Genomic DNA, 23,266 nt, shown 5'->3' on the forward strand with positions numbered 1-23,266 from the left:
ACCCCATGACCCCGTTTGCCGCCATCCGTGGAGGGGAAACTGACCAGGCTGCGACCTGGGTCACGGCGTATGTCTGGCCGGCGGGGCAACCCGCGGTGGGCGTGCTGGCGTCGGGGGCCCTTTGGACGGGGCTGGGGGTGGTGCTCCTGGGCCTGATGCTGTACGCGTGGCTCCGGCGGCGCAATCGGCCGCGGGGTGCACGGAGTGCGCCACGGCCATCGGAGCTGATCGAGCATCTGAATGGGGTGCTGTGGGAGGCGGATGTCCGGCTCGAGACCGGCGACTGGACCTGGCAGTTGCAGCTGCACCCGTCGGTTTTTTGCCGACAGCTTTTTCAAGGCCGCGTGCCGCGGCCCGGTCAGGACCTCTGGGAGGATTTTCAGATTGGGACGCGGGCGGAGATGAACCGGCTGGCCCGCGAGGCCATGGTCTCCGGCCAGTCGGGTTATGAGCAGGAGTTCCGAGCGGTGCGGGACGGGCGGACCTACTGTCTGCATGAAAACGTCTCGATCGCCCGGCTGGGCCTCGATCATTTCCGCTTGGTCGGATTGGTGACTGACCTCACGGCGTTGCGGGAGGCCGAGGCCGCCCGCACCCGAAGCGAGCAGACCGTGGTGCAGCTCCTGTCCCAGGCCCAGTGCATGCTCTGGCGGGCCACCGTGATCGAGGAGGCCGGGGGGCTGGCCTGGTCGCACTTTGACACCCCGGAATCGCTGCTTTCCGCGCAGTTGTTCGGCCCCAACCGGATCTATGATCGCGCACGGGGGTACTGGGACGGGCTGGTGATGCCGGATCAACGCGAGATGGACCAGCGCGGCAGCCAGGCCATCCGCGTGGACGCGACGGGTTATGAACAGCAGTTCCGTGCGATCACCCGCGCCGGACGGACCTTTTGGCTGCATGAACAGGTCTCGATCACGCGGCTGGGCGCCCGGAGCTGGACGCTGGTGGGGGTGATCACCGATATCACCGCGCAGCGCCAGGCGGAGGAGGCCCACCAGCAAAGCGAGAGTCGGCTGGCCCATCTCCTGGAGCGGGCGGACAGCATGATCTGGCAGGCGCGCGTGGAGCGTTCGCCCGGCGGGCCGTTTCTGTGGTCGATGTACGTGCCCCGGTCGAAGCTGTACCGGCGGATCTTTGCGTCCGACCCGCAGGATCCGATCGGCTTCGCCTGGAAGGAGCATGGCGTGCCGGAGCACGAGCAGATCGCGCAGCGGGCCGAGGCCGCCATCACCGGCGGGGCGCCGGGCTATGACCAGATTTTCCATGTGCCCGGTCCGGCGGGTGACATCTGGCTGAGTGAATCGGTCACCATCAGCCCCATCGGGTCGGACGTCTGGGATCTGGTCGGCATCATCCACGATATCACGACGCAGCACGTCGCCGAGTCCGCCCGGCATGCCAGCGAGCAGCGCCTGCAGGAGCTGCTGACCCGCGCGGACTGCATCCTCTGGGAAGCCACGGTCGAACTGAGCGCCGAGGACTGGACCTGGCAGTTCCGCATCCAGCCCTCGCTCCTGTGGCGGAAGCTGCAGGGGGCGGGGCGGCCGCAAGCGGAGCCCCGGTTGTGGCGGAATTTTGAAATACCCGAGCGGGCGGCGATGAACGGGCTTTGTCGCACGGCGATGATCGAAGGCCGGCCCGGCTACGAGCACGTCTTTCATATCATCGGCCCGGACGGGACGGCGACCTGGATCCGGGAGAATGTGACCATCCGCGCCGCGGGGGAACGGCGCTTTTCGCTGGTGGGGGTGGCCGTGGATATCACGTTGCAACGCGGCGCGGAGGACGCGCTGGCGGCCGAGAAGGAGCGGCTCTCGGTCACGCTGCGGGCGATGCACGAGTCGGTGATCACCACTGACATCAGCGGACGGATTCAATTCATGAACCCGGCGGCCGCCGCGCTCACGGGTTGGGAGCCGGGCGAATGCGAGGGGCTCCCGGTGGAACGCGTCTGTGTGTTGGAAAATGTCCGCAACGGTGAGCGGGTCGAGGTGCCGGTGTCCCGCGTGGCCTTGGGCGATGTGGTGGCGGATCTGCCCATGCACACCCGGCTGGTGACGCGCGCGGGTCCGTGGCGGCTGGTGGAGGGCTGTTGCGCGCCGATCCACGCGATGGACAGCCGGGTGACTGGCGCCGTGTTGGTGCTGCGCGATGTCACCGAGCAGGAACGCCTGGAGCAGGAACTGGTGCGGGCCACCCGGCTGGAGTCCGTCGGCGTGCTGGCCGGTGGCATCGCCCATGATTTCAACAACATCCTCACCGCGGTGATGGGCAACCTCTCGCTGGCCCAGTTGGATCTACCGGCGGGCAGTCCGGCGGGCAACAGCGTGCGTTCGGCCGAGAAGGCGGCGCTGCGGGCCCGGGACCTGACCCAGCAACTGCTCACGTTTGCGAAGGGCGGCGAACCCGTGCGTGCGGCCATCCAGTTGGAGGCGGTCGTTCGGGAGATGGCGACCTTCGCCCTGCACGGCTCGACGGTGAAGGCGCACTATGACCTGGCCCCGGATCTCTGGCCGGCCGACGCCGACAAGGGGCAGATTGGCCGGGTGGTGCAGAATCTGGTCATCAACGCCGTCCAGGCGATGCCGCACGGCGGCACGTTACGGATCATCGCACGCAACGATCCGCACGGCGGTGTGAACCAACCGGGTCTCGCCCACGACAACTACATTCAGATGACCATCACCGACACCGGCGAGGGCATCAAACCCGAGAATATCGCGCGCATCTTTGATCCCTATTTCACCACCAAACAGAGCGGCACGGGTCTGGGGCTGGCCGCGGTCTATTCGATCATCAAGAAGCACCGCGGGCACATCGAGGTGGAGTCCCAGCCGGGGCAGGGCACGACCTTCCGGTTCTGGCTGCCGGCGTTGAGCGGGGCGTCCACCAGCGAGAGACTGACCCCGCCGGCCGGCGGGCCGGAGCGGCCGGTGAAGGGTCGGGTCCTGTTTATGGATGACGAGGCGATCATCCGCGAAATGGCGATGTCCCTCCTGGGCCGTTTTGGTCTGCAAGTGGACTGTGCGGCGGATGGGGCGGAGGCCGTCGAGAAATACCGGGCCGCGCTCGCGGCCGGTTGTCGTCACGACCTGGTCATCATGGATCTCACCGTGCCCGGGGGCATGGGCGGGCTTGAGGCCCTCGCGAAGCTGCGGGCGCTCGATCCGGACGTGAGAGCCGTCGTTTCCAGCGGCTACTCCAGCGACCCGGTGCTGGCCCGGCACCGGAATCATGGCTTTGCGGCCGTGCTCGCCAAGCCCTACGAGGTGAACGAAGTGGCGCGGGTGCTGCGCGAGTTGCTGCCGAAGGCCTGAGCCGGCTCAGGCGGCGGAGCGGATGGCGGCGATCAGGCGGTGGACATTCTCCGGCGCGATGCGGTCGGTGACGATGGTGCCCGGATAATGGCGGGCGAAATCCAGGTGGAGGCCGCGCTCGCTGCCCGGGCGGATGATGTCCTCCACGAAGTCCATGCCGCCCCGCGGCTTGATCCAACGGTAGTAGGTGTCGGGGTCCTCCGACTCGAGCACGATGTCGAGCTTGAGGAAGATGGCGCAGTACAAGGTCAGGTCCCGGTACGAGGCAAACCACGTCGGCGGGCAGGTCAGCTGGTCGCGGATGAGGAGCGTCATGGCGGCGGCAGTGTGCAGAAATTGTGCCGTCGTGGGCGGATCGTGCTTTTCTCTGGATTACTGGTGCATGGGCGACTTCACTGCCGCGGCTTAATCGGCACATTTTCCCATGAATTCCGCAAAATCGCCCGTCCTCCTGGTCATCCGCGATGGCTGGGGCAAAAATCCCGATCCGACCCAGGATTTGTTCAATGCCGTCAAGCTGGCCAAGAAGGCCTGCGACGACGCCCTGCAGGCGAAGTATCCCCACGCGCTGGTCTCGGCCAGCGGGCTCGATGTCGGCCTGCCCGACGGGCAGATGGGCAACTCGGAGGTTGGTCACGAAAACATCGGCGCGGGGCGGATCGTCGACCAGGAACTGGTGCGGCTGAACAAGCTGTTTTCCGAGAAGCAGCTGGCGCGCAACCCGGTCTGGCTCGGCGCGCTTGCCCGGCTGCAGGCCAACCCGGCCGCCCGGCTCCACCTGATGGGCATCGTGTCCGACGGCGGCGTGCATGGCATGCTCGAGCATCTTTATGGCATCCTGCGGCAGGCGAAGGAGGACGGGCTCGCGGGCCGCGTGTTCATCCACGGGTTTACGGACGGTCGCGATACGCCGCCGCAGAGCGGGCTCGGCTATATCCAGCAGGTGGAGGCGCAGCTGCAGGAGATCGGCGTGGGCCGGATCGCCACGGTGTGCGGGCGCTTCTGGGCCATGGACCGCGACAACCGCTGGGAGCGTGTGCAGAAGGCCTACGACATGCTGACCGGCAAAGCCGCGCTCGCCACGGCCACCAGCGCGGGGGCGGCGATTGCCAGTTATTACGAGAAGCCGCTCAGCCCGACGCAGAACGGCGACGAGTTCGTGCCGGCGACGTGGATCGTGGGCGCGGAGGGCAAGCCGATCGCGACCTTTGCCGACGGCGACGCCGTGCTGTTCTACAATTACCGCGGCGACCGCCCGCGCGAGATCACCAAGGCCTTCGTGATCGACGGCTTCAAGGACTTCGACCGCGGGGCGAAGCTGGATCTCTACTATGCGACGATGACGGAGTATGAAAAGGGCCTGCCGGTCCATGTGATCTCGGGCAAGCCGCCGAAGCTGAAGAACATCCTCGGCGAGGTCGTGAGCAATGCCGGCCTGGCTCAGTTCCGCTGTGCCGAGACCGAGAAAAACCCGCACGTGACCTTTTTCTTCAACAACTACCGGAGCGAGCCGTTCCCCGGCGAGGACCGGGCGTGCCCGGCCAGCCCGAAGGTGCCGACCTACGACATGCAGCCCGAGATGTCGGCGGCGGAAGTCACGGCGCTGTCGAAGGCGGCGATTCTCTCCGGCAAGTACGGTTTCATTGCCGTGAATTACGCCAACCCGGACATGGTGGGTCACACCGGTTCGCTGCCGGCGACGATCAAGGCCGTGGAGGCGACCGATGCCGGCGTGGGCGAACTGCTGGCCGCGATCGCGCAGGTGGGCGGCAAGGCCGTCGTGTGCGCCGACCATGGCAACGCCGAGCAGATGTGGGATCCGGTGCTCAACAGCCCGCACACCGCGCACACGCTGAACCTCGTCGAGGTCTTCGTGGTGGGCGAGGGCCTCGTCGCGGGCAAAACCAGGATGCGCAGCGGGGGCCGCCTGGCCGACCTCGCGCCGACCGTGCTGCACCTCATGGGTCTGCCCAAGCCGGCGGAGATGACGGGCGAAAGCCTGGTCCTCGGCTGAGTCCCATGCCGGCCCCGGGCTTCGTCTCTGCGATCCTGCCCGACCTCGGATTCGAGGAGGTCATCCGCTTCGCCCGCGAGGCGGATTACCGGTGTGTCGAACTCTGCTGCTGGCCGGCGGGCAAGGCCGAGCGGCGGTATGCGGGGGTGACCCATCTCGATGTGGCCGACCTGACGGACGCGCGGGCGGCGGAGGTGAAGGCGTTTTTGCAGGCGCAGGGTGTCTTCCTGTCCGGGCTCGGTTATTACCCGAACCCGCTGGATGCGGATGCCGAGCGGGCTGCGTTCTTCCGTGAGCATATCAAAAAACTGATCGTGGCGGCGCAGCGGCTCGGTCTGCGCAACGTGAACACGTTCATCGGGCGCAACCAGCGGCTCAATGAGGTCCAGAACCTGCTGCTCTTCGCGGAGGTCTGGCCCCCGCTGGTGAAATTCGCGGCGGAGCACGGGGTGAATATCGGCATCGAGAACTGCCCGATGTATTTCACCTACGACGAGTGGCCCAAGGGACAGAACCTGGCGTATTCCCCGGCGATCTGGCGGAAGCTGTTTGAGGTCATTCCCGACGCCAACTTCGGCCTGAACTACGACCCCTCGCACCTGCTGTGGATGCAGATGGATTACCTGAAGCCGTTGCGGGAGTTCACGTCCCGCCTGCACCACCTGCACCTGAAGGATGCGCACGTCCACCGCGACCGGCTGGACGAGCATGGCATCCTGGCCAACCCGCTGACCTTCCACACGCCGAAGCTGCCGGGGCGCGGTGATATCGACTGGGGCGCTTATTTTGCGACGCTGCGCGAGGTCGGCTGGAAAGGCCCGGTGGTCGTTGAGGTTGAGGACAAGGATTACGAAGGCAGCTTGGCGGACCGGAAGCGGTCGCTGATCGAGTGCCGGCAATTCCTGCGCACCTGGATTCCCTGACCTCAAGCCGCGCCGACCCCGGCGCGGGGTTTGGAGGACCGCGGCGAGGTCGCCGCGGCTCCAGAAAACCTGCGGCTTACACCTTCCGATCCGAGGCCACGCTCTTGTCCCGGAAAAGGAGGGCGAAGAACACCAGCACGCCGACGGCGAAAGCGGAGGGGATCCACCAGAACGACTGCCATTGCGCGGCGGTGAGGGCGGGGGCGGAGCCGAGGAAGCCGTTGTAGACGCGCCCCGCGATCTGGGCGCCGATGAGCATGCCGACGCCGTAGGTCACAAGCACCAGCATACCCTGGGCCTGGCCGCGGACGGCCGGGGAGGATTTCTTGTCCACGTAGATCTGGCCGGTGACGAAGAAGAAGTCGTAGCAGATGCCGTGCAGCGCGATGCCGCCGATGACCATCCATTGCACCTGGTCGGGCGCGCCGAGGGCAAAGAGGGCGTAACGCACGACCCACGCCCCCATGCCGACAATCAGCATCCATTTCACGCCGAGCCGGGCGAAGAAGAAGGGCATCAGGAGCATGAAGCCGACCTCCGACATCTGCCCCAGTGTCTGCGTGGCGGCGATGTTGGTGACGCCGGCGGCGCCGAGGAAGAGCTGGGTGAAGTTGTAGTAGGCGGCCAGCGGGATGCAGATCAGGAACGAGCTGGCGAGAAACACGTAGAAAGGTCCGCTGCCCAGTTCGCGGAAGGCGTCGAGACCGAGGATGGAGCCGATCGAGACCCGGCGGCCCTTGGCGGAGGGCGGGGTGGCGGGCAGGAACAGACAGAAAAGGCCGAGGAGGATCGAGGCGATCCCAGCGGTGTAGAGCGGCGCGGCGGTGCGCTCGGCCGTGGTGCCCAGCACCCGGCTGAGCACGAGGGAGACACCCAGTCCGGCGACGATCCAGCCGAGCGTGCCGAACACCCGGATGCGCGGGAATTGTTTCTCCTGGTCCTCAATGTGATGGAAGGCGAGGGAGTTGCTGAGGCCGAGCGTCGGCATGTAGCAGAGGTTGTAGACCAGCAGGGCGAGGATGAACTCCACGGGGTTGCCGGCAAGCGACGGCGTGACCAGCAGCACCACGCCGCCGGCCAGGTGCAGGAACGATAGCACCTTCTCGGTGGCGAAGAACCGGTCGGCGACGAGCCCGAGGAAGAAGGGGGCGGCGATGGCCGCAATCGGGTTCACCGTGAAAGGCCAGTGCGTGAGGCTGCCCATGCCCTCGGCGGTCATGTAGACGGCGATTGAGGTGTACCAGGCCCCCCAGATGAAGAACTGGAGGAACATCATGACGCTGAGTTTCAGGTTGATCGCGCTTTTCATGGGGTGGGGCGGGGGTAGACTGATCGGGGTAGGAGCCGGCTGGCGTCCAATTCAAGCGGTAAACCGATCGCCTGCAAGCAGGCTCCCGCAGGGACTTTAAGAATGGGAATCAGGGCGGGGGAGGGCATGGCTGCTGTAGCCGGGGTCGCTGACCCCGGACCGGCCTCTGCGAGGCCGGCGGCAACCGGGCCTTCCTCTGTCATACGGGAGGAAATTCTGTTTGCGCCCCGGGGGGGCGGGCCGTTTGGTTGCACGTTACGCCCTATGCTTCGCACCCATCACTGCGCCCAACTCACCAAGACCAACCTCGGCGCGACCGTGTCGCTCGCCGGCTGGGTTGATTCCGTCCGCGACCACGGCGGCATCATCTTCGTCGACCTCCGCGACCGCGAGGGCATCACGCAGGTGAAGTTCGACTCCGCGCTCCGCGCCGAGGCCGCGCAGCTCAAGGCCGAGTCCGTCATCGGCATCACGGGCAAGGTCGAGTCCCGCCCCGAGGCGATGATGAACCGCGGCATCCCGACCGGCGAGATCGAGATCGATGCGACCGAGCTCACGGTGCACAATATTTCCGAGACGCCGCCGTTCCCGCTGACCGACGCGGGGGGCGACAAGGTCAACGAGGACCTGCGCCTCACGTACCGCTACCTGGATCTGCGCCGCCCGAAGATGCGCAAAAACCTCGCCGTGCGCCACCGCGCCGCGAAGTCGGTGCGGGATTACTTCGACACGCAGGGCTTCTACGAGGTCGAGACCCCGGCGCTCTTCAAGAGCACGCCCGAGGGCGCCCGCGAGTACCTCGTGCCGTCGCGCATCCACGCCGGCCAGTTCTACGCGCTCTCGCAGTCGCCGCAGCAATTCAAGCAGATCCTGATGGTCGCGGGCGTGGAGAAGTATTTCCAGCTCGCGCGCTGTTTCCGGGACGAGGACCTGCGCGCCGACCGCCAGATGGAGTTCACCCAGGTGGATCTTGAGGTGTCCTTCATCGACCGCGAAGGGGTGTATTCCCTGCTGGAGGGCATGCTGAAGAAAGTCTGGAAGGACGTGTTGAATCACGACCTCCCGACCCCGTTCCCGCGCCTGGCGTTCAAGGACGCCATGAACCGCTTCGGCGTCGACAAGCCCGACACCCGCTTCGGGATGGAGTTGGCCGACTTCAGCGACACGTTCAAGAGTTCCGGTTTCAAGGTGTTTGCCTCGACGGTGGCCGCCCACGGTTCGGTGAAGGCATTCAACGCCAAGGGCCTCGCCGACATCACGCAGGGTGAGATCGGCGCGCTCGAGGAGATTGCCAAATCCCTCGGCGCGAAGGGCCTCGCCTTCATCAAGGTCGAGAACGGCGAGTGGAAGTCGCCGATCGTGAAATTCTTCAGCGAGACCGAGAAGGCCGAGCTGACGAAGCGCCTGAACATCGAGAACGGCGACATCGTGTTTTTCGCCGCCGCCCCGTGGGAGCGTGCCTGCGCGATCCTCGGCCGCACCCGGCTCGAAGCCGCCCAGCTGCTCGTGAAGCGTGGCAAGATGACCCTGCGCGCCGACCAGTGGAATTTCCTCTGGGTCGTGGATTTCCCGCTCATGTCCTACGACGAGGAGAAGGGCAGCTACGCGGCCACGCACCACCCGTTCACCTCACCCGTGGCCGAGGACGTGCCGCTGCTGGACTCGGACCCGAAGGCGGTCCGCGGCCAGCACTACGACTGCGTGCTCAACGGCATGGAACTGGGCGGCGGTTCGATCCGCATCCACCAGCCCGCACTGCAGAAGAAGATTTTTGAGGACGTGCTCAAGATCCCGGCCGACGTCGTGGAGAGCCGTTTCGGTTACATGCTCAAGGCCTTCACCTATGGCGCGCCCCCGCACGGCGGCTTTGCCTTTGGCCTGGATCGCATGTGCGCCCTGCTCTGCGGCACCACGAGCATCCGGGATGTCATCGCCTTCCCTAAGACCCAGAAGGCGCAGGACCTCATGGCCCAGAGCCCGACGCCGGTCACGGCGAAGCAGCTCAAGGAACTGCACATCCAGACGGTGATCCCGCAACAGTAAGGTCGGCGAAGGACGAACCCGGCCTTCGGACGGGTTCTTTTGACGTGCGTACTGCAAACCCGTCCGGAGGCCGGGTTCCACCTGGGCCGGGCCCCAATGAATGCGGCACCTTCGATAGGGAATGCGAAAGATGTAAGCTTGCGCCGCCGGGTCACCCGGTGAGAATCAGGGCAAAACCCCTGACCCCATGAAACTCATCACCGCCATCATCAAGCCGTTCAAACTCGAAGCCGTCAAAGAAGCCCTCACGCAGGTGGGCGTGGAAGGCATGACCGTCACCGAGGTGAAGGGCTTCGGCCGCCAGAAGGGCCATACCGAGGTGTACCGCGGCAGTGAATATACCGTCGACTTCCTCCCGAAGATCAAACTCGAGATCGTCGTGGCCGACGATGTGAAGGACAAGGTCGTCGCCGCGATCGTGAACGGCGCCAAGACCGGCAAGATTGGCGACGGCAAGGTGTTCATCTCGCCTGTGGATGACGTCATCCGCATCCGCACCGACGAGCACGGCGACGCGGCCATCTGACCCGCAACCGCCTCCGTTTCATCCGACCGGCCCCGTCCCAACGGCGCCGGTTTTGTTTTGGCTGCGAGTGGCTGGCGGCAATCGGGCTTTCCTCGATCCGGCGGGATCGCGGCACCTTCATAGACCCGCGAGTCGACCGGTTCTTCATGCCGTCTCAGGGATGGCACAGTTGCGCCCGGATTGGTCAGGCTATGCATTTAGCAAATAATAGGTAATGAATGGATTATGGCTGATTCGGCGTGCCGCATGAAACCGCTTCATGTCGGCATAGGACGCAAATACGGGAATTCATGGCATCGGAGCTGCTAATAACGAAGCGATCATGAATCATCCAACGACACCCAAACGACTTCGCCTCCTGGCCTTGGTCGGCGCGATCTTCGCGTCTGCCTGGGCTTCCTCCGCGCTTGCCCAAGATGCGGCCCCCACCGAAGCCCCCCCGGCGGTGGACGGCGCCTTCGCCGCCTATGTGAACAACACGGACCCCGGTGCGGGCCTCGCCGGCGTGGCTGGTCCTGGTCACAACGGTTTCATGATGATCTGCGCCGCCTTGGTGTTGTTCATGACCCTGCCCGGCCTGGCTCTCTTCTACGGTGGTTTGGTCCGTAAGAAGAACGTCCTCTCCGTGCTCGCGCAGTGTCTGGGTATCACCGGCCTGGTGACCATCCTGTGGTGGGCCTTCGGTTACAGCCTGGTGTTCGGCACCAGCTTCGGCAGCCCCTACCTGGGCGGTACCGAGTTCCTCTTACTCAAGGGCGTGACCTCGGCTCCCAACACCAACTACGCGTACTGGATCTCCCAGAATGTGTTTGCGATGTACCAGCTCATGTTCGCCATCATCACGCCGGCGCTGATCGTGGGCGCTATCGCCGAGCGCATGAAGTTCTCGGCCGTCATCCTGTTTGTGACGCTGTGGATGCTCGTCGTTTACTTCCCCCTCGCCCACATGGTCTGGGGCGCCACCGGCCTGATGAACGGCGTGTGGAACGCTGATGCCGCCATCCCGGCCATCGATTTCGCCGGCGGCACCGTGGTGCACATGAGCTCGGGCTGGTCTGCCCTGGTGCTCTGCCTCATCCTCGGGCCCCGCCTGGGCTTCGGGAAGGAAAAGATGGCCCCGCACTCCATGGTCTTGTGCATGGTCGGTACCGGCATGCTCTACGTTGGCTGGTACGGCTTCAACGCCGGCTCGGCCCTCGCGGCTGATGGCGTCGCCGCCAACGCCTTCATGACCACCACGCTGGCCGCCGCTGTCGCCGGCTTCGTGTGGGGTGCGCTGGAGAAGATCACCCGCGGCCACGCCTCCGTGCTGGGCTTCTGCTCGGGCATCGTGGCCGGCCTGGTCGTGATCACGCCCGCCACGGGCTTCGTGGACGCGACCGGCTCGATCATCATCGGCGTCCTCGCCGGCATCGTGCCCTTCCTCGCCTGCACCAAGCTGAAGGCGCTCTTCAAGTACGATGATGCGCTGGACACCTTCGGGGTGCACGCGGTCGGTGGCACCCTCGGGGCGCTGCTCACCGGGTTTCTCGCCACCGCCGAGGTGAACTCCAACCTGGTCTCCGACGGCTACGCCAAGAAGAACGGCCTGGCGGCCTTGGTGACCGACGGCGGGCTGTGGGTGGCGCAATTGAAGGCCATCGGCATCACGCTGGTGCTCTCCATCGTGGCGACCGTCGTGATCGCCTACATCGTCAAGGCGGTTCTGGGCCTGCGGCCTACCGCGGAGGCCGAACAGCAGGGCCTGGACATCACCGATCACAGCGAGGAAGGCTACATCCTCTAACCTCAACTTCTCACTTACATGAAACTCATCATCGCCATCATCAAGCCGTTCAAGCTGGACGAGGTCAAAGAAGCGCTGGCCAAAGCCGGCGTGGAAGGCCTTACCGTCACCGAGGTCAAGGGCTTTGGCCGCCAGAAGGGCCACACCGAGATCTACCGCGGCAGCGAATACACCGTGGACTTCCTGCCCAAGGTGAAGCTCGAGATCGCCGTCAGCGACGAGCTCCTGCAGCCGGCCATCGCGGCCATCTCCGGCGCCGCCAAGACCGGCAAGATCGGCGACGGCAAGATCTTCGTCCTGCCGCTCGAGGACGTCGTGCGCATCCGCACCGACGAGCACGGTTCCGCAGCCGTCTAGGCCCATTCGGCCCCGCTCTCCGGCCGGCCGCCTTCGGGCGGCCGGCTTTTTGCTTTTCTTGTCGGGCGTGAACGTCTCATGTCTTTCCTCCATGGCTGAACTCCTCCCGATCAAGATTCTCGATGCCCACGCCGGCGGCGCTCCCACGCGGCTGGTGCTGGCGGGCGGTCCCGACCTCGGCGCCGGTCCCCTGGCGGACCGGGTGAAGGTATTTCAGGCGCGCCACGATGCCTACCGTCGCGCCATCGTCGGCGAGCCGCGCGGTTCGCAGGCCCTGGTCGGCGCGCTCCTGGTCGAGCCGCACGACAAGTCCTGCCAGTTTGGCGTCATTTTCTTCAACCACGCCGGCCTCCTCGGCCTGTGCGGCCAGGGGATCATCGGCACCGTCGTGGCGCTGGCGCATCTCGGCCGGATCCAGCCCGGTCCCGTGAAACTCGACACCCCGGCCGGGCCGGTCTCCGCGCAGCTCGGGGCGGGCGGCGAGGTCACGTTCGAGAGCGTGCCGGCCTACCGCCGGGAGAAGGAGCTGCCCCTCTACCTGCCCGGCGTGGGCGATGTGAACGTGGACCTGGCCTTCGGCGGCAACTGGTTTTGCGTGATTGAGCAGCACGACCAGCGGCTCGCGCTGGACAATCTGCAGCAGCTGACGGATTACTGCGCGCGCATCCGCCAGGCGGTGAGCGATTCCGGTTTTCCCGAGGTGGATCATGTCGCGCTCTTCGGTCCCGGCACGCAGCCCGGCGTGAACAGCCGCAATTTTGTCCTGGGGCCCGGCTCGGCCTACGACCGCTCGCCCAGCGGCACGGGCACCAGCGCCCGGCTGGCGTGTCTCGCGGCCGACGGGCAGGTCGCGGCGGGCACGGAGTGGGTGCAGGAGGGCATCCTGGGCAGCGTCATCCGCGCGAAGTACCGGAAACAGGGCGACAAAATCATCCCCAGCATCACGGGCACGGCCTACGTGATTGGCGAGGGGACGCTCCTCGTTGATCCGGCCGATCCGTTTGCGTGGGGGATGGCATGAAGAGTCTGCCCTTCAGGCCGGCACTACGGGGAGGCATTCGGCCTCGCTGACCATGCGCCGGTCCAAATCCGTCATCATCTGCGGCGGCGGCATCGTGGGCCTATGCACGGCCTATTACCTCGCGCGGGACGGGCATGCGGTGACGGTGATCGAGCGCCGGTCGCAGGCCGACCATGACCACTGTGCCCTCGGCAGCGCGGGCTATGTGTCGCCCAGCCATGTCATTCCCCTGGCGGCGCCAGGCATGGTATGGAAGGGGCTGAAATGGATGCTGAATTCCCGCAGCCCGTTCTACATCCAGCCGCGGCTCGACACCGAGCTCATGCGGTGGGCCTGGCTGTTCTGGCGCGCCAGCAACCGCCGCCAGGTCGAGCGGGCGGCGCCGCTATTGCGCGACCTTTGCCTGGAGAGCCGCACGCTGTACGAGGAACTGGACGAAATCACGGGCCACCGCTCGGAGTTCCGGAAGGACGGCTTGCTGAATGTGTGTCGCACCCAGCAAAGCCTCGACGACGAGGCCAACGGCCTGGCGCGGGTGGCCAACGAGCTCGGGGTGGAGGCGCGCGTGCTGGACGCCGCGCAGACCTCCGCGCTTGGCCTCGGAGTGAAGCTCGCCGTTGCCGGCTCGGTTTATTTCCCGATCGATGCCCACCTCACGCCAGCCCGGTTTGGCGCGGCTTTGACCCCGCTCTTGCAGGAGATGGGGGTGCGTTTCCAGTGGAGCACGACGATCTACGGCTGGCGCACGCTGGAGCGGCGGCTGGCCGCCGTGCAGACTACGGCGGGCGACCTGGTCGCCGATGAATTCGTGTTGGCGGGCGGATCGTGGTCCTCGGGAATGCTCGGCGGGCTCGACCTGCGCCTCCCGATGCAGGCGGGCAAGGGGTACAGCCTCACGCTGCCGAACCCACGCTTCCGGATCACCAAGCCCTTTATCCTGAAGGAACGCCGCGTGGCGGTCACGCCGATGGGGGACACCCTGCGGTTCGGCGGCACGATGGAGATCGCCGGGCATGACGACCGGGTGCGGCCGGAGCGCATCGAGCAGATCGTGGCCGGGGTCACTGCGTACATGCCGGAATTCACCCCGGCGGACTTTGCCGGCCTCCGGCCCTGGTTTGGCTACCGGCCGGTCTCGCCGGACGGCTTGCCTTATCTCGGCCGTTTCGGGCGCTGGACCAACCTGACGGCGGCCTGCGGCCACGCCATGTTGGGGGTCACGCTGGCCCCGGTGACCGGGCGGCTGGTCGCCGAGGTCATTAGGGAGCGCAAACCTTCGATCAATCTGACTTTGCTTAATCCGGATCGCTTCGCCTAACTCCGCGGCTTTACCCCTATGAAACCAGACGGCGGCTCCCTCATCGGCTTCGGTTCCAGTGGCGCCATGGGCGCTTCCTTCAAGGCTTTCGACCCGGCGAAAGGCACGCCGATCGAGCCCTCCTTCCTGTCGGCGAGCGCCGCCGACGTGGCCCGCGCTGCTGAACTGGCGGCGGCCGCCGCCCCCGCGTTGGCGCGCCTGTCGGGCGCGGCCCGGGGCAAATTCCTGCGCGCCATCGCGGCCAACCTGGAGACCAAGGTCGATGACCTCGTGGCGCGCGCCATGCAGGAGACGGCGTTGGCCGAGACCCGGTTGCGGGGTGAGGTCGCCCGCACCGCCGGCCAGTTGCGGCTCTACGCCGAAAGTGCCGAACGCGGCGACTGGCTCGATGCCCGCATCGAGACCGCGCTGCCCGAGCGCAAGCCGCTGCCCAAGCCCGATCACCGGTCGATGATGCGTCCGCTCGGCCCGGTCGTGGTGTTCGGCTCCAGTAATTTTCCCTTCGCCTATTCGGTGGCGGGCGGGGACACCGCCTCCGCCTTGGCCACGGGGTGCCCGGTCATCGTCAAGGCGCACCCAGCGCACCCCGGCACCAGCGAACTGACCGGCCGCCTGATCCTGCACGCCGTGCGGGACTGCGGGTTGCCCGAGGGCACGTTTTCCCTGCTGTTCGACGCGGGCTTCGAGGTCGGCCAGGCGCTCGTGCAGCACCCGCTCATCAAGGCGGCCGGTTTCACCGGTTCGGTGAAGGGCGGCCGCGCCCTCACGGATCTCGGCGCGGCGCGGCCCGAGCCGATTCCGGTCTATGCCGAGATGGGGAGCGTGAACCCGGTTTTCATCCTGCCCGGCGCCATCGGCGAACGCGCGGCGGGGATGGTCGAGGGCCTTTACGCCTCGGCGATGTTGGGCGTCGGCCAGTTTTGCACCAATCCGGGATTGATCGTCCTGCAGCGCACGCCGGCGGCGGAGCAATTTGTGAAGGATCTGGCGGCGCGCCTCGCCGCGACCCTGGAGGGCGTGATGCTCACGCCGGGCATCAGGAAGAGCTTTGTGGCCCACACGACCGCCCGCGCGCAGCAGCCCGGGGTCAAGGTTCTCGCCCAGGGCAATGCGACCTCGCTGTGCAGCGCGGCCCCCGTGTGGTTCGAGACCGAGGCGATGGTCCATATGGGCAATCCCTCGCTCGCGGCCGAGATTTTCGGGCCGAGTTCGCTGGTGGTCTGGTGTAAGGATCGCGCCGAGATGCTGGCGGTGGCGACGCACCTCGAGGGTTCGCTGACGGCCACCGTGCACGTGGGAACCGAGGAGGCGAAGGACCAGAATGACTTGATCGAAATTCTCGCCACCAAGGCCGGCCGGATTGTGTTTAACGCCTATCCCACCGGGGTGGAAGTCAGCCATGCCATGGTGCACGGCGGGCCTTACCCGGCGACCAGTGACGGCGGGCGCACCACGTCGGTTGGCACGCGTGCGCTGGGCCGCTGGGCGCGGCCGGTCTGCTACCAGGGCTTCGCCGACGGCTTGCTGCCGGCCGAACTGCAGAACGCCAACCCCTTGGGGGTCTGGCGGCTCGTGAACGGCGAACTGACGAAGGCGCCGGTGGGCTGAGGGTTCCACCCGGACTGCACGGCAACCTCGCCGTGACATTCCGCGCGCGGCCGTTAGACTGGTCGCCATGTTACCTACCCCTTCCTTCATCACCGCCAACCTTGTCGCACGCCCGCTGGGCTATCGGATGGACCAGGGGTGGGGCCAGGGTGACAAGGCGTCGAACGACTGGTTCGCGCCGCTCGACACCTTTGAGGCGCGGTTTGACGCCATGCTCGGCGAGATCAAGGCGCTGGGCTTCACGTCCATCGACCTGTGGTGCGCGCACCTGCACTGGCGCTGGGCGACGCTCCAGCATGTGGAGACGGCCAAGGCCCTGCTCGGCAAACACGGGTTGGCGGTGCGCAGTTACCCGGCGTGGGTGATGGGCGGCGCGGCGGATCTGGAGGGCGCGTGCCGGCTGTGCGTGGCGCTGGATATTCCGTATTTCGTGGGCCACTGCGAGCTGTTCCATGCCGACCGCGCCGCCGCCGTGGCGATCCTGCGGGAGCACGGCGTGGGCTACGCCATCGAGAACCACCCGGAAAAAACCTCGGCCGAGCTGCTCGCGCGGCTCGGTGCCGGGGACGAAGACGTCGTCGGCATCGCGCTCGACACCGGCTGGTGTGGCACGGCGGGCTGGGATGCGCTGGCGGCGCTCAAGGATCTCGGCTCCCGGATGTTTGCCATCCACCTCAAGGATGTGAAACCGCGGCGCGCGGAGAAGACCGGGCTGGAATTTGCAGACATGGGCCATGAGACGTGCCGGTTGGGCGATGGCATCGTGCCGATACGGGCCATCGTGGAGCACCTGCGCGCGACCGGCTTCCGGGGCTCCATCGGCATCGAGCACGAGCCGGAGACCTTCGACCCGCGCGAGGACGCGCGGGAAAGCCGGGAACGCGTCGAGCAGTGGTGGGATGCGGTCACACCGAGGAACCTGGCCGAGCCGCTGCGCATCGTCGTGGTGGGCTGCGGCAACATCGCCGGCCAATACGGCGAGGCTCTGGGGCGTTGTCCGGAAATCAAGATCCTCGGCGCGCAGGACCTGGATCCGGCGCGCGCGCGGGACTGGGTCGCCAAGCACGGCGGCAAGGCTTACGCCACCCTCGACGAGGTGCTGGCGGACGCGGCGGTCGAGGCCGTCGTGAATCTCACCATCCAGCAGGCGCACGTCGAGGTCGTCACGAAGTGCCTGGAGGCGGGCAAACACGTTCACTCCGAGAAACCCCTCGCGCCGTCGTACGCCGAGGCGAAGAAACTTGTCGCCCTGGCCGAGGCCAAGGGCCTGCGCCTGAGCTGTGCGCCGGTCACCTGGCTCGGTGAGGCGCAGCAGTCGGCGTGGAAGCTGATCCGCGACGGCCGCATCGGCACGCCGCGCGTGGCCTACGCGACCGTGGACTGGGGGCGGATCGAAAGCTGGCATCCGAATCCGGCGCCGTTCTACGCGGCGGGACCGGTGTTTGATGTCGCGGTCTATCCTTTGTCCCTGCTCACCGCCTGGTTCGGCCCGGTGGCCAAGGTGACGGCGGGCGGGGGCGTGTTGCTGCCGGACCGTCGGACCAAGGACGGGAAACCGTTCACGATCACGACGGAGGACTGGGCGGCGGCGGTGCTGGAGTTCGCCGGCGGCCTGCAGGTGCGGTTGACGGCGAATTTCTACGTGATGAACGCGACGCAATGGCAGGCCACGCTCGATTTCCATGGCGATGCCGGTTCGATCAACACGGAGTGGTTTGCCGCCACGGCGCCGGTGCGGGTGTGCGCCAACGGAGGCAGTTACCGGCGCGTGCCGCCCGTGCGGGAATCCGCTGGCACCGGCCGGTGGTATGTCGACTGGGCGGCCGGCGTGGTCGGATTGTGGCGCGGCCTGCGCACCGGCGCAGCGCACCCGACCGGGGGCGCGCACGCGGCCCATGTCGTTGAAGTCATGGAGTCGGTTCACTCCGCGCTGCGCACGGGCCAGGCGGTTCGACTTACGAGCACGTTCCCTGCGCCCCCGCCGCAGGACTGGGCGCGGTGAGGCTGGGTCCGGCGTTCCGCGCGAATTTTACCCACGGACGCCTGCAGTGATTATCATGGGTTGCTCCGCTGGGCTCGCGGACTAGCCTGTCGTCATGTCCGCATCCGTTTCCAAGAAAATCGTCATCACCGGGGTGACCCGCGGCCTCGGTCGGGCCTTGGCGGAGTGGTTCATCGCCCACGGGCACACCGTCATCGGGTGCGCGCGCAGCGCGGAGATTTTAAACCTGCGGTTCACGCATCCGGCGCCGCATGATTTTGCCGCGGTGGATGTCACCGAGGAGAACAAGGTCGCGCTCTGGTCCGAGAAGGTGCTGGCGGTGCATGGCGCGCCGGACCTGCTGATCAACAACGCCGCGGTGGTGAACACCCCGGCGCCCCTCTGGCAGGTGCCGGCGGGCGAATTCAACCGCCTCGTCGACGTGAACCTCAAGGGCGTGGCCTGTGTGATCCGTCACTTCGTGCCGGCGATGGTGGCGCGGGGCTCGGGCGTGATCGTGAACCTGAGTTCCGGCTGGGGCCGGAGCACCTCGCCCGAGGTCGCGCCGTACTGCGCCTCCAAGTATGCGATCGAGGGCCTCACGCTGGCCCTCGCGCAGGAACTGCCGGCGGGCCTGGCCGCGGTGCCGCTGAATCCCGGGGTCATCGACACCGACATGCTGCGCCAGTGCTGGGCTGACGGGGCGGCCGCCTATCCCAAGGCGGATGCCTGGGCCACACGGGCCGCGCCGTACATCCTGCAGTTCGGAAGGAAGGACAACGGACGCTCATTAAGCGTGGCGGAATTCGAGGGGTGAGCGGCTGGCGCGGTTTTGGCGCGCGCGAACAACCCGTCCGGAGGCCGGGTTCCACCTTGGGCCGAGGGCGGGCCCGGGCAAAAAAATGCCCGGCACGAGGGCCGGGCAGGGAGGGTTGAGACGGGAGGCAGCTCAGGATTTGAATTCCTTGCGGATCCAATCGTCGAGCAGGGCTTTGTCGTAGTAGAGCGGTTCGCCCCGGCCGATGGGGTTGATGTTGCTCATGAAGTTCATGTCGCTGAGACGGCGCTCGCCCTCGCTGATGACCTTGCCCGTCTCATCGAGCAGGCGGAAGGAGAGCTTCATGCGCGGGAGGTAGATTTCCTTGATGATGCGGACATCCTGGCTCTTGGCTGGGGTGGGCAGGTAGTCGCCGGCGAGGTCGATGTCGGTGAAGGTCACCTCGAGCTTCTGCCCGGGGGCGAGCTGCTTCGCGGCGAGCTTTTCGACATGGCGGCGCAGTTCCTTGAGGTAATACTCATCAGTGCCGCTGCCGAGCGACGTCCGCACATCGGTGAACTTGTCGGACTCATGGAAGTTCACGGTGACGTTGGCCGATTTTTCCTCGGCGGAGGCCATGACCGCACCCACAGTCAGGGCCACGGTGAACAGGAGGGAGGTTTTGGTTAGGGTTTTCATGGTCCCCCCACTGACAGGATTCAGGGAAAAAAGTGCCATCCGGGACGCGAGTTTTTTCTCAGGTCAGGCCCGTACTTTTGAGTCGAGCCAGAGCGTCACGGGGCCGTCATTGACCGAGGCTACCTGCATCAACGCGCCGAATTCGCCGGTCTGCACGCCGTGGCCGTCCGGGCGGCCGAGGGCCGCCGCCAGCTGGAGGATCAGGCCCTCGTACAATGGACGCGCCAGCTCGGGCCGGGCCGCGGCGTGGAATGACGGGCGGGTGCCCTTGGCCAAGCTGGCGTGCAGGGTGAACTGGCTGACCAGGAGGATGAGGGGCCGGAGGGCGGAGGACGATGCGGGGGTCTCCGCGGCGGCCAGGTCGAGGAGGGAGAGGTTCATCTTGCCGTCGGCATCGTCAAAGATCCGCAGCTTCACCAGCTTCTCGGCGAGCCATTGGCCATCGGCCGCGGTGTCGGCGGCCTCGATGCCGACCAGGACCAGCAGGCCGCGCTCAATCTGCCCGGTGACCCGCTCGCTGACGGTCACGCGGGCGGAGCTGACGCGCTGGATCACCACTCGCATGGCTCGGGGAAGGAACGATGATCAAGTAAGAGGAAGGGGCCCGATAGTCGGTCTGCCGATTACTTGACCCGTGTTCCTTGTTACCTGCCGACGCTCAGATCATCGGCAGGTGCGGCTCGATGTCGGCGTCGTAGTCGATGCCGGGGAGGCCGAAGCCGAACATCTTGAGGAACTCCGTGCGGTAGCCGGTGATGTCGGTCAGCTCGACGAGGTTTTCCGTGGTGACGTGGGGCCAGATGGCCGAGATGGCGTCCTGGATCGCGGGGCGCATCTCCCAGTCGTCGACGCGCACGCGGCCCTCGCTGTCGAAGGTGGGCTGCTGGCCGTTGAAGAGCTGGGTGGCGAAGAGGCGCTGGATCTGCTCGATACAGCCCTCGTGGGTGCCGGCGGCCTTCATGACCTTGTAGAGAATCGAAATGTACAGCGGCACGACCGGGATGGCCGAGCTGGCTTGGGTGACAAGCGCCTTGTTCACGGAGATGAAGGCGCGGCCGCCGACGGTGGCCTGAAGCTTGGCGTGGATCGCCTTGGCGGCGCGCTCGAGGTCGATCTTGGCGCGGCCGATGGTGCCGTCCTTGTAAATCGGCCAGGTGTGGATGGGCCCGATGTACGAATAGGAGATCGCGGTGGCGCCGGGGGCGAGGAGCTTGGCCTCGCTCAGGGCGTCCATCCACATTTCCCAATCCTCGCCACCCATGACGGCCAGGGTGTCGGCGATGCCGGCCTCATCCGCGGGCTGGATGGTGACCTCGCTGACGATGCCCTTGTCGGTGTCGACGGTCTTGTTGGTGTAGGCGGTGCCGATCGGCTGGAGGGTGGACTTGTGCACGGCGCCGGTGCGCGGGTGCTGGCGGCGGGGGGAGGCGAGGGAGTAGACGACGAGGTCAACCTGGCCGAGGTCACGCGCGATGATCGCGAGGGCCTGTTTCTTGATATCGTCGGAGAACGCGTCGCCGTTGATATTCTGGGCGTAAAGACCCGCCGCGCGGGCGGCTTGGGTGAAGGCGATGCTGTTGTACCAGCCCGGGGTGGCGGGGCGGCCTTCCTCGGAAGGACGCTCGTAGAAGATGCCCAGGGTGGCTGCGCCGGAGCCGAAGGCGGCGGTGATGCGGGACGACAGGCCGAAGCCGGTGGAGGCGCCGATGACGAGGACCTTGCGGGGGCCATCCTTGATCGGGCCCTTGGCCTTGACGTAGTCGATCTGCTGCTGGATGTGGGCCGCGCAACCGGCGGGGTGGGCGGTGACGCAGACGAAGCCGCGGACCTTCGGTTTGATGATCATTGGCCGCGAATTCTTACGGCCGCCGGGGGTCTGACAAGTGCCAAGTTACCGTGGGGAAACGGGTCCCGCCAGGGGGCCAAGGCCCCCGGTCGGGTTCAGATGCTGGGCAGCTTGCCCAGCAGGACAATCGGGCCCTCGGCCTTGGGGACGCCGCCCTTCTTCTCCAAGCTGATGGCGAAAGCGGTGGCCTTGGTCACGGGCTGATCAGGCCGGAAGGCGAGGACGACCCGTCCGTCGGCCGCGACGTGGAAGACGCCGCCATTGACCGGATTCTGGTAGGCCGGGTCGACGACCCAGATCTGATAATCCTGCGAATCGGCGATGACCGGAAGCTTTTCGAAGGTGAGGAGGCCGGCCTGCTGCTCGGGATCCCAGACCGCGATGGCCTGGGCCTCGGCGGTGTTGCCGGCGAGCGAGGCGAGGGCGGAGACCTTGAGGCGGGCGAGATCCTCGGAGCGGCGCAGGCGTGAGCCGAGGTCGTTGATCATGGTCTCGGCCAGGAGGGAGCGCTCGGCCAGCTGGTTCTGCGCGGTCTCGTAGGCGACCTGGGCTAGGCGCTGTTGCGTGAGCAACGCGTCGTTGGCGGAGCGCAGGGCCAGGTTTTGCGAAACAAGCCAGGCGGTGGAGATCGTGAGCAGGGCGGCGGCGGCCCAAGGTATGAGGCGCAGCAGCGGGAAGGGCGTGACCGGGGCCAGGGGCGTCGGCGGGCTGGCGGTGCGGCCGGGACCCGTGCAGGCGGCGAGGATGCGGGCCTTGAGCTCGGGCGGCGGAGTCCGCGCCGGGGCGGCGAGCGCGAGATAGGTGGCGGAGTTCTCCAGGGAGCGCGCGAGCGCCTCGACCTGGGGATCCGCGGAACGCTCGGCCCGGAACGCCAGGCGCTCCGGCTCCTCGAGCAGGCCGAGGGCGCGCAGGGCGGCGAGTTCTTCGTGGCGTTCGGTGATCATAACCGGGCGGGAAGGCGGTCCTTCAGCTTGAGCAGGCCGCGGCGGATGCGGGCCTTGATGGTGCCGAGGGGTTCGTTGAGGCGGGCGGCGATTTCCTGCTGGGTAAGGCCGCCGAAGAAGGCCAGCTCGATGGCCTGCTTCTGGTCCGGGGCGATCTCGGCCAGGGCGGCGCGCACGGCGGTGGCTTTTTCCTGCAGCCAGAGCGTTCCGGCCGAATCGGCGTCGCCGCCCGGGGCGGTGGGCTGGAGGTCGGGCGCGGCTTGGGCGAGCAGTTCGCTGCGCCGCTGGCGCATGCGAATGCGGTCGATCGCCCGGTTGCGGACCAGGGTGGCGGCCCAGGAGAAAACACTCCCGCGGCCCGCATCGTAGCTGCCGGCGGTGCGCCAGAGCTGGAGGAAAATGTCCTGCGTCAGGTCCTGCGCCTCCCCCGCGTCACCCAGCATGCGGTAGGCGAGGGAATAGAGGGGACCGGACAACTGGTCGTAAAGGGAACCCATCGCGGCCTTGTCACCCTGGGCCATGGCGGCGACCAGGCGGGCCTGTTCGCGGCTGCGGTCCTCTCCGGCGGGGTCGTTGGGCTGGTTCTGGCTCATGCGACGCGGGCGCGGGGTTTCCGCCCGGTTTTTTTCAAACCCGAGGAAGCCAAGCGGAGGGACACTGCAGAGGAGCATTGCATGGTTTACGCGTGGGGCGGACGGATGGATGCCAAGCTCATGAAATCACCGGACTTGGCAATCCCAATGGCGGCGCTCAGAGCACGGCGAGACCGATCAGCCCGAGCACCACGAGGAGGGTGAGCACGGCGAGCATGAAG

At 66.7% G+C, this 23,266-nt stretch carries 19 protein-coding genes; 12 read left to right on the forward strand and 7 right to left on the reverse strand.

All coding sequences use genetic code 11. The features are described from left to right. The first annotated feature begins 5 nt into the window (after nt 1–5). Nucleotides 6–3,320 (forward strand): hybrid sensor histidine kinase/response regulator, encoded by a 3,315-nt coding sequence (locus Verru16B_RS12380; protein WP_083270320.1) that lies wholly within the window; start codon nt 6–8, stop codon nt 3,318–3,320. Nucleotides 3,321–3,326: 6 nt separating this feature from the next. Here Verru16B_RS12380 and Verru16B_RS12385 read toward each other — a convergent pair whose 3' ends face one another. After that, entirely contained in the window at nt 3,327–3,635 is a 309-nt protein-coding gene (locus Verru16B_RS12385; protein ID WP_069962572.1) for a hypothetical protein, read from the reverse strand. Nucleotides 3,636–3,744: 109 nt separating this feature from the next. On the opposite strand from Verru16B_RS12385, the gene gpmI reads away from it, so the two are divergent. Then, nucleotides 3,745–5,334 carry a 2,3-bisphosphoglycerate-independent phosphoglycerate mutase gene (gene gpmI / locus Verru16B_RS12390; protein ID WP_069962573.1) on the forward strand — a complete coding sequence of 530 codons (1,590 nt, stop codon included), beginning with the start codon at nt 3,745–3,747 and terminating at the stop codon, nt 5,332–5,334. A 5-nt stretch (nt 5,335–5,339) separates the two neighbouring features. Then, nucleotides 5,340–6,257 (forward strand): sugar phosphate isomerase/epimerase family protein, encoded by a 918-nt coding sequence (locus Verru16B_RS12395; RefSeq protein WP_069962574.1) that lies wholly within the window; start codon nt 5,340–5,342, stop codon nt 6,255–6,257. 76 nt (nt 6,258–6,333) lie between these two features. On the opposite strand, the gene Verru16B_RS12400 is transcribed toward Verru16B_RS12395, so the two are convergent. Continuing rightward, nucleotides 6,334–7,566, reverse strand: a complete 1,233-nt coding sequence (locus Verru16B_RS12400; protein ID WP_069962575.1) for an MFS transporter — start codon at nt 7,564–7,566, stop codon at nt 6,334–6,336. 264 nt (nt 7,567–7,830) lie between these two features. Between Verru16B_RS12400 and aspS the strand changes: the two genes are divergently transcribed. The 9 genes from aspS (at nt 7,831) to Verru16B_RS12445 (ending at nt 19,023) form a co-directional block, all read left to right on the forward strand. After that, nucleotides 7,831–9,609: an aspartate--tRNA ligase gene (aspS, locus tag Verru16B_RS12405; protein WP_069962576.1), complete on the forward strand. Its 1,779-nt coding sequence runs from the start codon at nt 7,831–7,833 to the stop codon at nt 9,607–9,609. A 187-nt stretch (nt 9,610–9,796) separates the two neighbouring features. Beyond that, nucleotides 9,797–10,135, forward strand: a complete 339-nt coding sequence (locus Verru16B_RS12410) for a P-II family nitrogen regulator (protein ID WP_069962577.1) — start codon at nt 9,797–9,799, stop codon at nt 10,133–10,135. A gap of 322 nt (nt 10,136–10,457) precedes the next feature. Further along, entirely contained in the window at nt 10,458–11,921 is a 1,464-nt protein-coding gene (locus tag Verru16B_RS12415) for an ammonium transporter (RefSeq protein WP_083270321.1), read from the forward strand. An 18-nt stretch (nt 11,922–11,939) separates the two neighbouring features. Further along, a complete protein-coding gene (locus Verru16B_RS12420; protein WP_069962578.1) occupies nt 11,940–12,278 on the forward strand; it encodes a P-II family nitrogen regulator in 339 nt (112 codons plus the stop codon). A gap of 91 nt (nt 12,279–12,369) precedes the next feature. Continuing rightward, nucleotides 12,370–13,299: a proline racemase family protein gene (locus tag Verru16B_RS12425; protein WP_069962579.1), complete on the forward strand. Its 930-nt coding sequence runs from the start codon at nt 12,370–12,372 to the stop codon at nt 13,297–13,299. A 52-nt stretch (nt 13,300–13,351) separates the two neighbouring features. Next, nucleotides 13,352–14,617 (forward strand): FAD-dependent oxidoreductase, encoded by a 1,266-nt coding sequence (locus Verru16B_RS12430; RefSeq protein ID WP_069962580.1) that lies wholly within the window; start codon nt 13,352–13,354, stop codon nt 14,615–14,617. Between the two features lie 18 nt (nt 14,618–14,635). Further along, the gene (locus Verru16B_RS12435; protein ID WP_069962581.1) at nt 14,636–16,225 is read left to right on the forward strand and encodes an aldehyde dehydrogenase (NADP(+)); all 1,590 of its coding nucleotides are present in this window, start codon (nt 14,636–14,638) and stop codon (nt 16,223–16,225) included. A 67-nt stretch (nt 16,226–16,292) separates the two neighbouring features. Next, nucleotides 16,293–18,227: a Gfo/Idh/MocA family oxidoreductase gene (locus Verru16B_RS17915; RefSeq protein WP_083270322.1), complete on the forward strand. Its 1,935-nt coding sequence runs from the start codon at nt 16,293–16,295 to the stop codon at nt 18,225–18,227. A gap of 94 nt (nt 18,228–18,321) precedes the next feature. Beyond that, the gene (locus tag Verru16B_RS12445) at nt 18,322–19,023 is read left to right on the forward strand and encodes an SDR family oxidoreductase (protein ID WP_069962582.1); all 702 of its coding nucleotides are present in this window, start codon (nt 18,322–18,324) and stop codon (nt 19,021–19,023) included. A 132-nt stretch (nt 19,024–19,155) separates the two neighbouring features. Here the strand turns inward: Verru16B_RS12445 and Verru16B_RS12450 are convergent, their stop codons facing one another. From Verru16B_RS12450 to Verru16B_RS12470, 5 genes are all read right to left on the reverse strand, one after another. After that, nucleotides 19,156–19,662, reverse strand: a complete 507-nt coding sequence (locus Verru16B_RS12450; RefSeq protein WP_069962583.1) for a DUF3016 domain-containing protein — start codon at nt 19,660–19,662, stop codon at nt 19,156–19,158. Nucleotides 19,663–19,725: 63 nt separating this feature from the next. Then, nucleotides 19,726–20,226, reverse strand: coding sequence for a D-aminoacyl-tRNA deacylase (gene dtd / locus Verru16B_RS12455; protein ID WP_069962584.1), 501 nt, complete (start codon nt 20,224–20,226; stop codon nt 19,726–19,728). A gap of 94 nt (nt 20,227–20,320) precedes the next feature. Further along, complete coding sequence (fabV, locus tag Verru16B_RS12460) at nt 20,321–21,508, reverse strand: enoyl-ACP reductase FabV (protein WP_069962585.1); 1,188 nt, start codon at nt 21,506–21,508, stop codon at nt 20,321–20,323. Nucleotides 21,509–21,603: 95 nt separating this feature from the next. Further along, nucleotides 21,604–22,452, reverse strand: a complete 849-nt coding sequence (locus tag Verru16B_RS12465; RefSeq protein ID WP_069962586.1) for an anti-sigma factor — start codon at nt 22,450–22,452, stop codon at nt 21,604–21,606. Then, a complete protein-coding gene (locus Verru16B_RS12470; RefSeq protein WP_069963736.1) occupies nt 22,449–23,045 on the reverse strand; it encodes a sigma-70 family RNA polymerase sigma factor in 597 nt (198 codons plus the stop codon). The genes Verru16B_RS12465 and Verru16B_RS12470 overlap by 4 nt, the downstream gene beginning before the upstream one ends. Nucleotides 23,046–23,266 lie beyond the last annotated feature (221 nt).

It is taken from the genome of Lacunisphaera limnophila (assembly GCF_001746835.1).
Classification (GTDB): domain Bacteria; phylum Verrucomicrobiota; class Verrucomicrobiia; order Opitutales; family Opitutaceae; genus Lacunisphaera; species Lacunisphaera limnophila.

Bases quoted from the DNA above. Each gene is read 5' to 3' on its own strand.
- Verru16B_RS12380 (WP_083270320.1), top strand. From the start codon at position 6: ATGACCCCGTTTGCCGCCATCCGTGGAGGGGAAACTGACCAGGCTGCG.
- Verru16B_RS12385 (WP_069962572.1), bottom strand. From the start codon at position 3,635: ATGACGCTCCTCATCCGCGACCAGCTGACCTGCCCGCCGACGTGGTTT.
- gpmI (WP_069962573.1), top strand. From the start codon at position 3,745: ATGAATTCCGCAAAATCGCCCGTCCTCCTGGTCATCCGCGATGGCTGG.
- Verru16B_RS12395 (WP_069962574.1), top strand. From the start codon at position 5,340: ATGCCGGCCCCGGGCTTCGTCTCTGCGATCCTGCCCGACCTCGGATTC.
- Verru16B_RS12400 (WP_069962575.1), bottom strand. From the start codon at position 7,566: ATGAAAAGCGCGATCAACCTGAAACTCAGCGTCATGATGTTCCTCCAG.
- aspS (WP_069962576.1), top strand. From the start codon at position 7,831: ATGCTTCGCACCCATCACTGCGCCCAACTCACCAAGACCAACCTCGGC.
- Verru16B_RS12410 (WP_069962577.1), top strand. From the start codon at position 9,797: ATGAAACTCATCACCGCCATCATCAAGCCGTTCAAACTCGAAGCCGTC.
- Verru16B_RS12415 (WP_083270321.1), top strand. From the start codon at position 10,458: ATGAATCATCCAACGACACCCAAACGACTTCGCCTCCTGGCCTTGGTC.
- Verru16B_RS12420 (WP_069962578.1), top strand. From the start codon at position 11,940: ATGAAACTCATCATCGCCATCATCAAGCCGTTCAAGCTGGACGAGGTC.
- Verru16B_RS12425 (WP_069962579.1), top strand. From the start codon at position 12,370: ATGGCTGAACTCCTCCCGATCAAGATTCTCGATGCCCACGCCGGCGGC.
- Verru16B_RS12430 (WP_069962580.1), top strand. From the start codon at position 13,352: ATGCGCCGGTCCAAATCCGTCATCATCTGCGGCGGCGGCATCGTGGGC.
- Verru16B_RS12435 (WP_069962581.1), top strand. From the start codon at position 14,636: ATGAAACCAGACGGCGGCTCCCTCATCGGCTTCGGTTCCAGTGGCGCC.
- Verru16B_RS17915 (WP_083270322.1), top strand. From the start codon at position 16,293: ATGTTACCTACCCCTTCCTTCATCACCGCCAACCTTGTCGCACGCCCG.
- Verru16B_RS12445 (WP_069962582.1), top strand. From the start codon at position 18,322: ATGTCCGCATCCGTTTCCAAGAAAATCGTCATCACCGGGGTGACCCGC.
- Verru16B_RS12450 (WP_069962583.1), bottom strand. From the start codon at position 19,662: ATGAAAACCCTAACCAAAACCTCCCTCCTGTTCACCGTGGCCCTGACT.
- dtd (WP_069962584.1), bottom strand. From the start codon at position 20,226: ATGCGAGTGGTGATCCAGCGCGTCAGCTCCGCCCGCGTGACCGTCAGC.
- fabV (WP_069962585.1), bottom strand. From the start codon at position 21,508: ATGATCATCAAACCGAAGGTCCGCGGCTTCGTCTGCGTCACCGCCCAC.
- Verru16B_RS12465 (WP_069962586.1), bottom strand. From the start codon at position 22,452: ATGATCACCGAACGCCACGAAGAACTCGCCGCCCTGCGCGCCCTCGGC.
- Verru16B_RS12470 (WP_069963736.1), bottom strand. From the start codon at position 23,045: ATGAGCCAGAACCAGCCCAACGACCCCGCCGGAGAGGACCGCAGCCGC.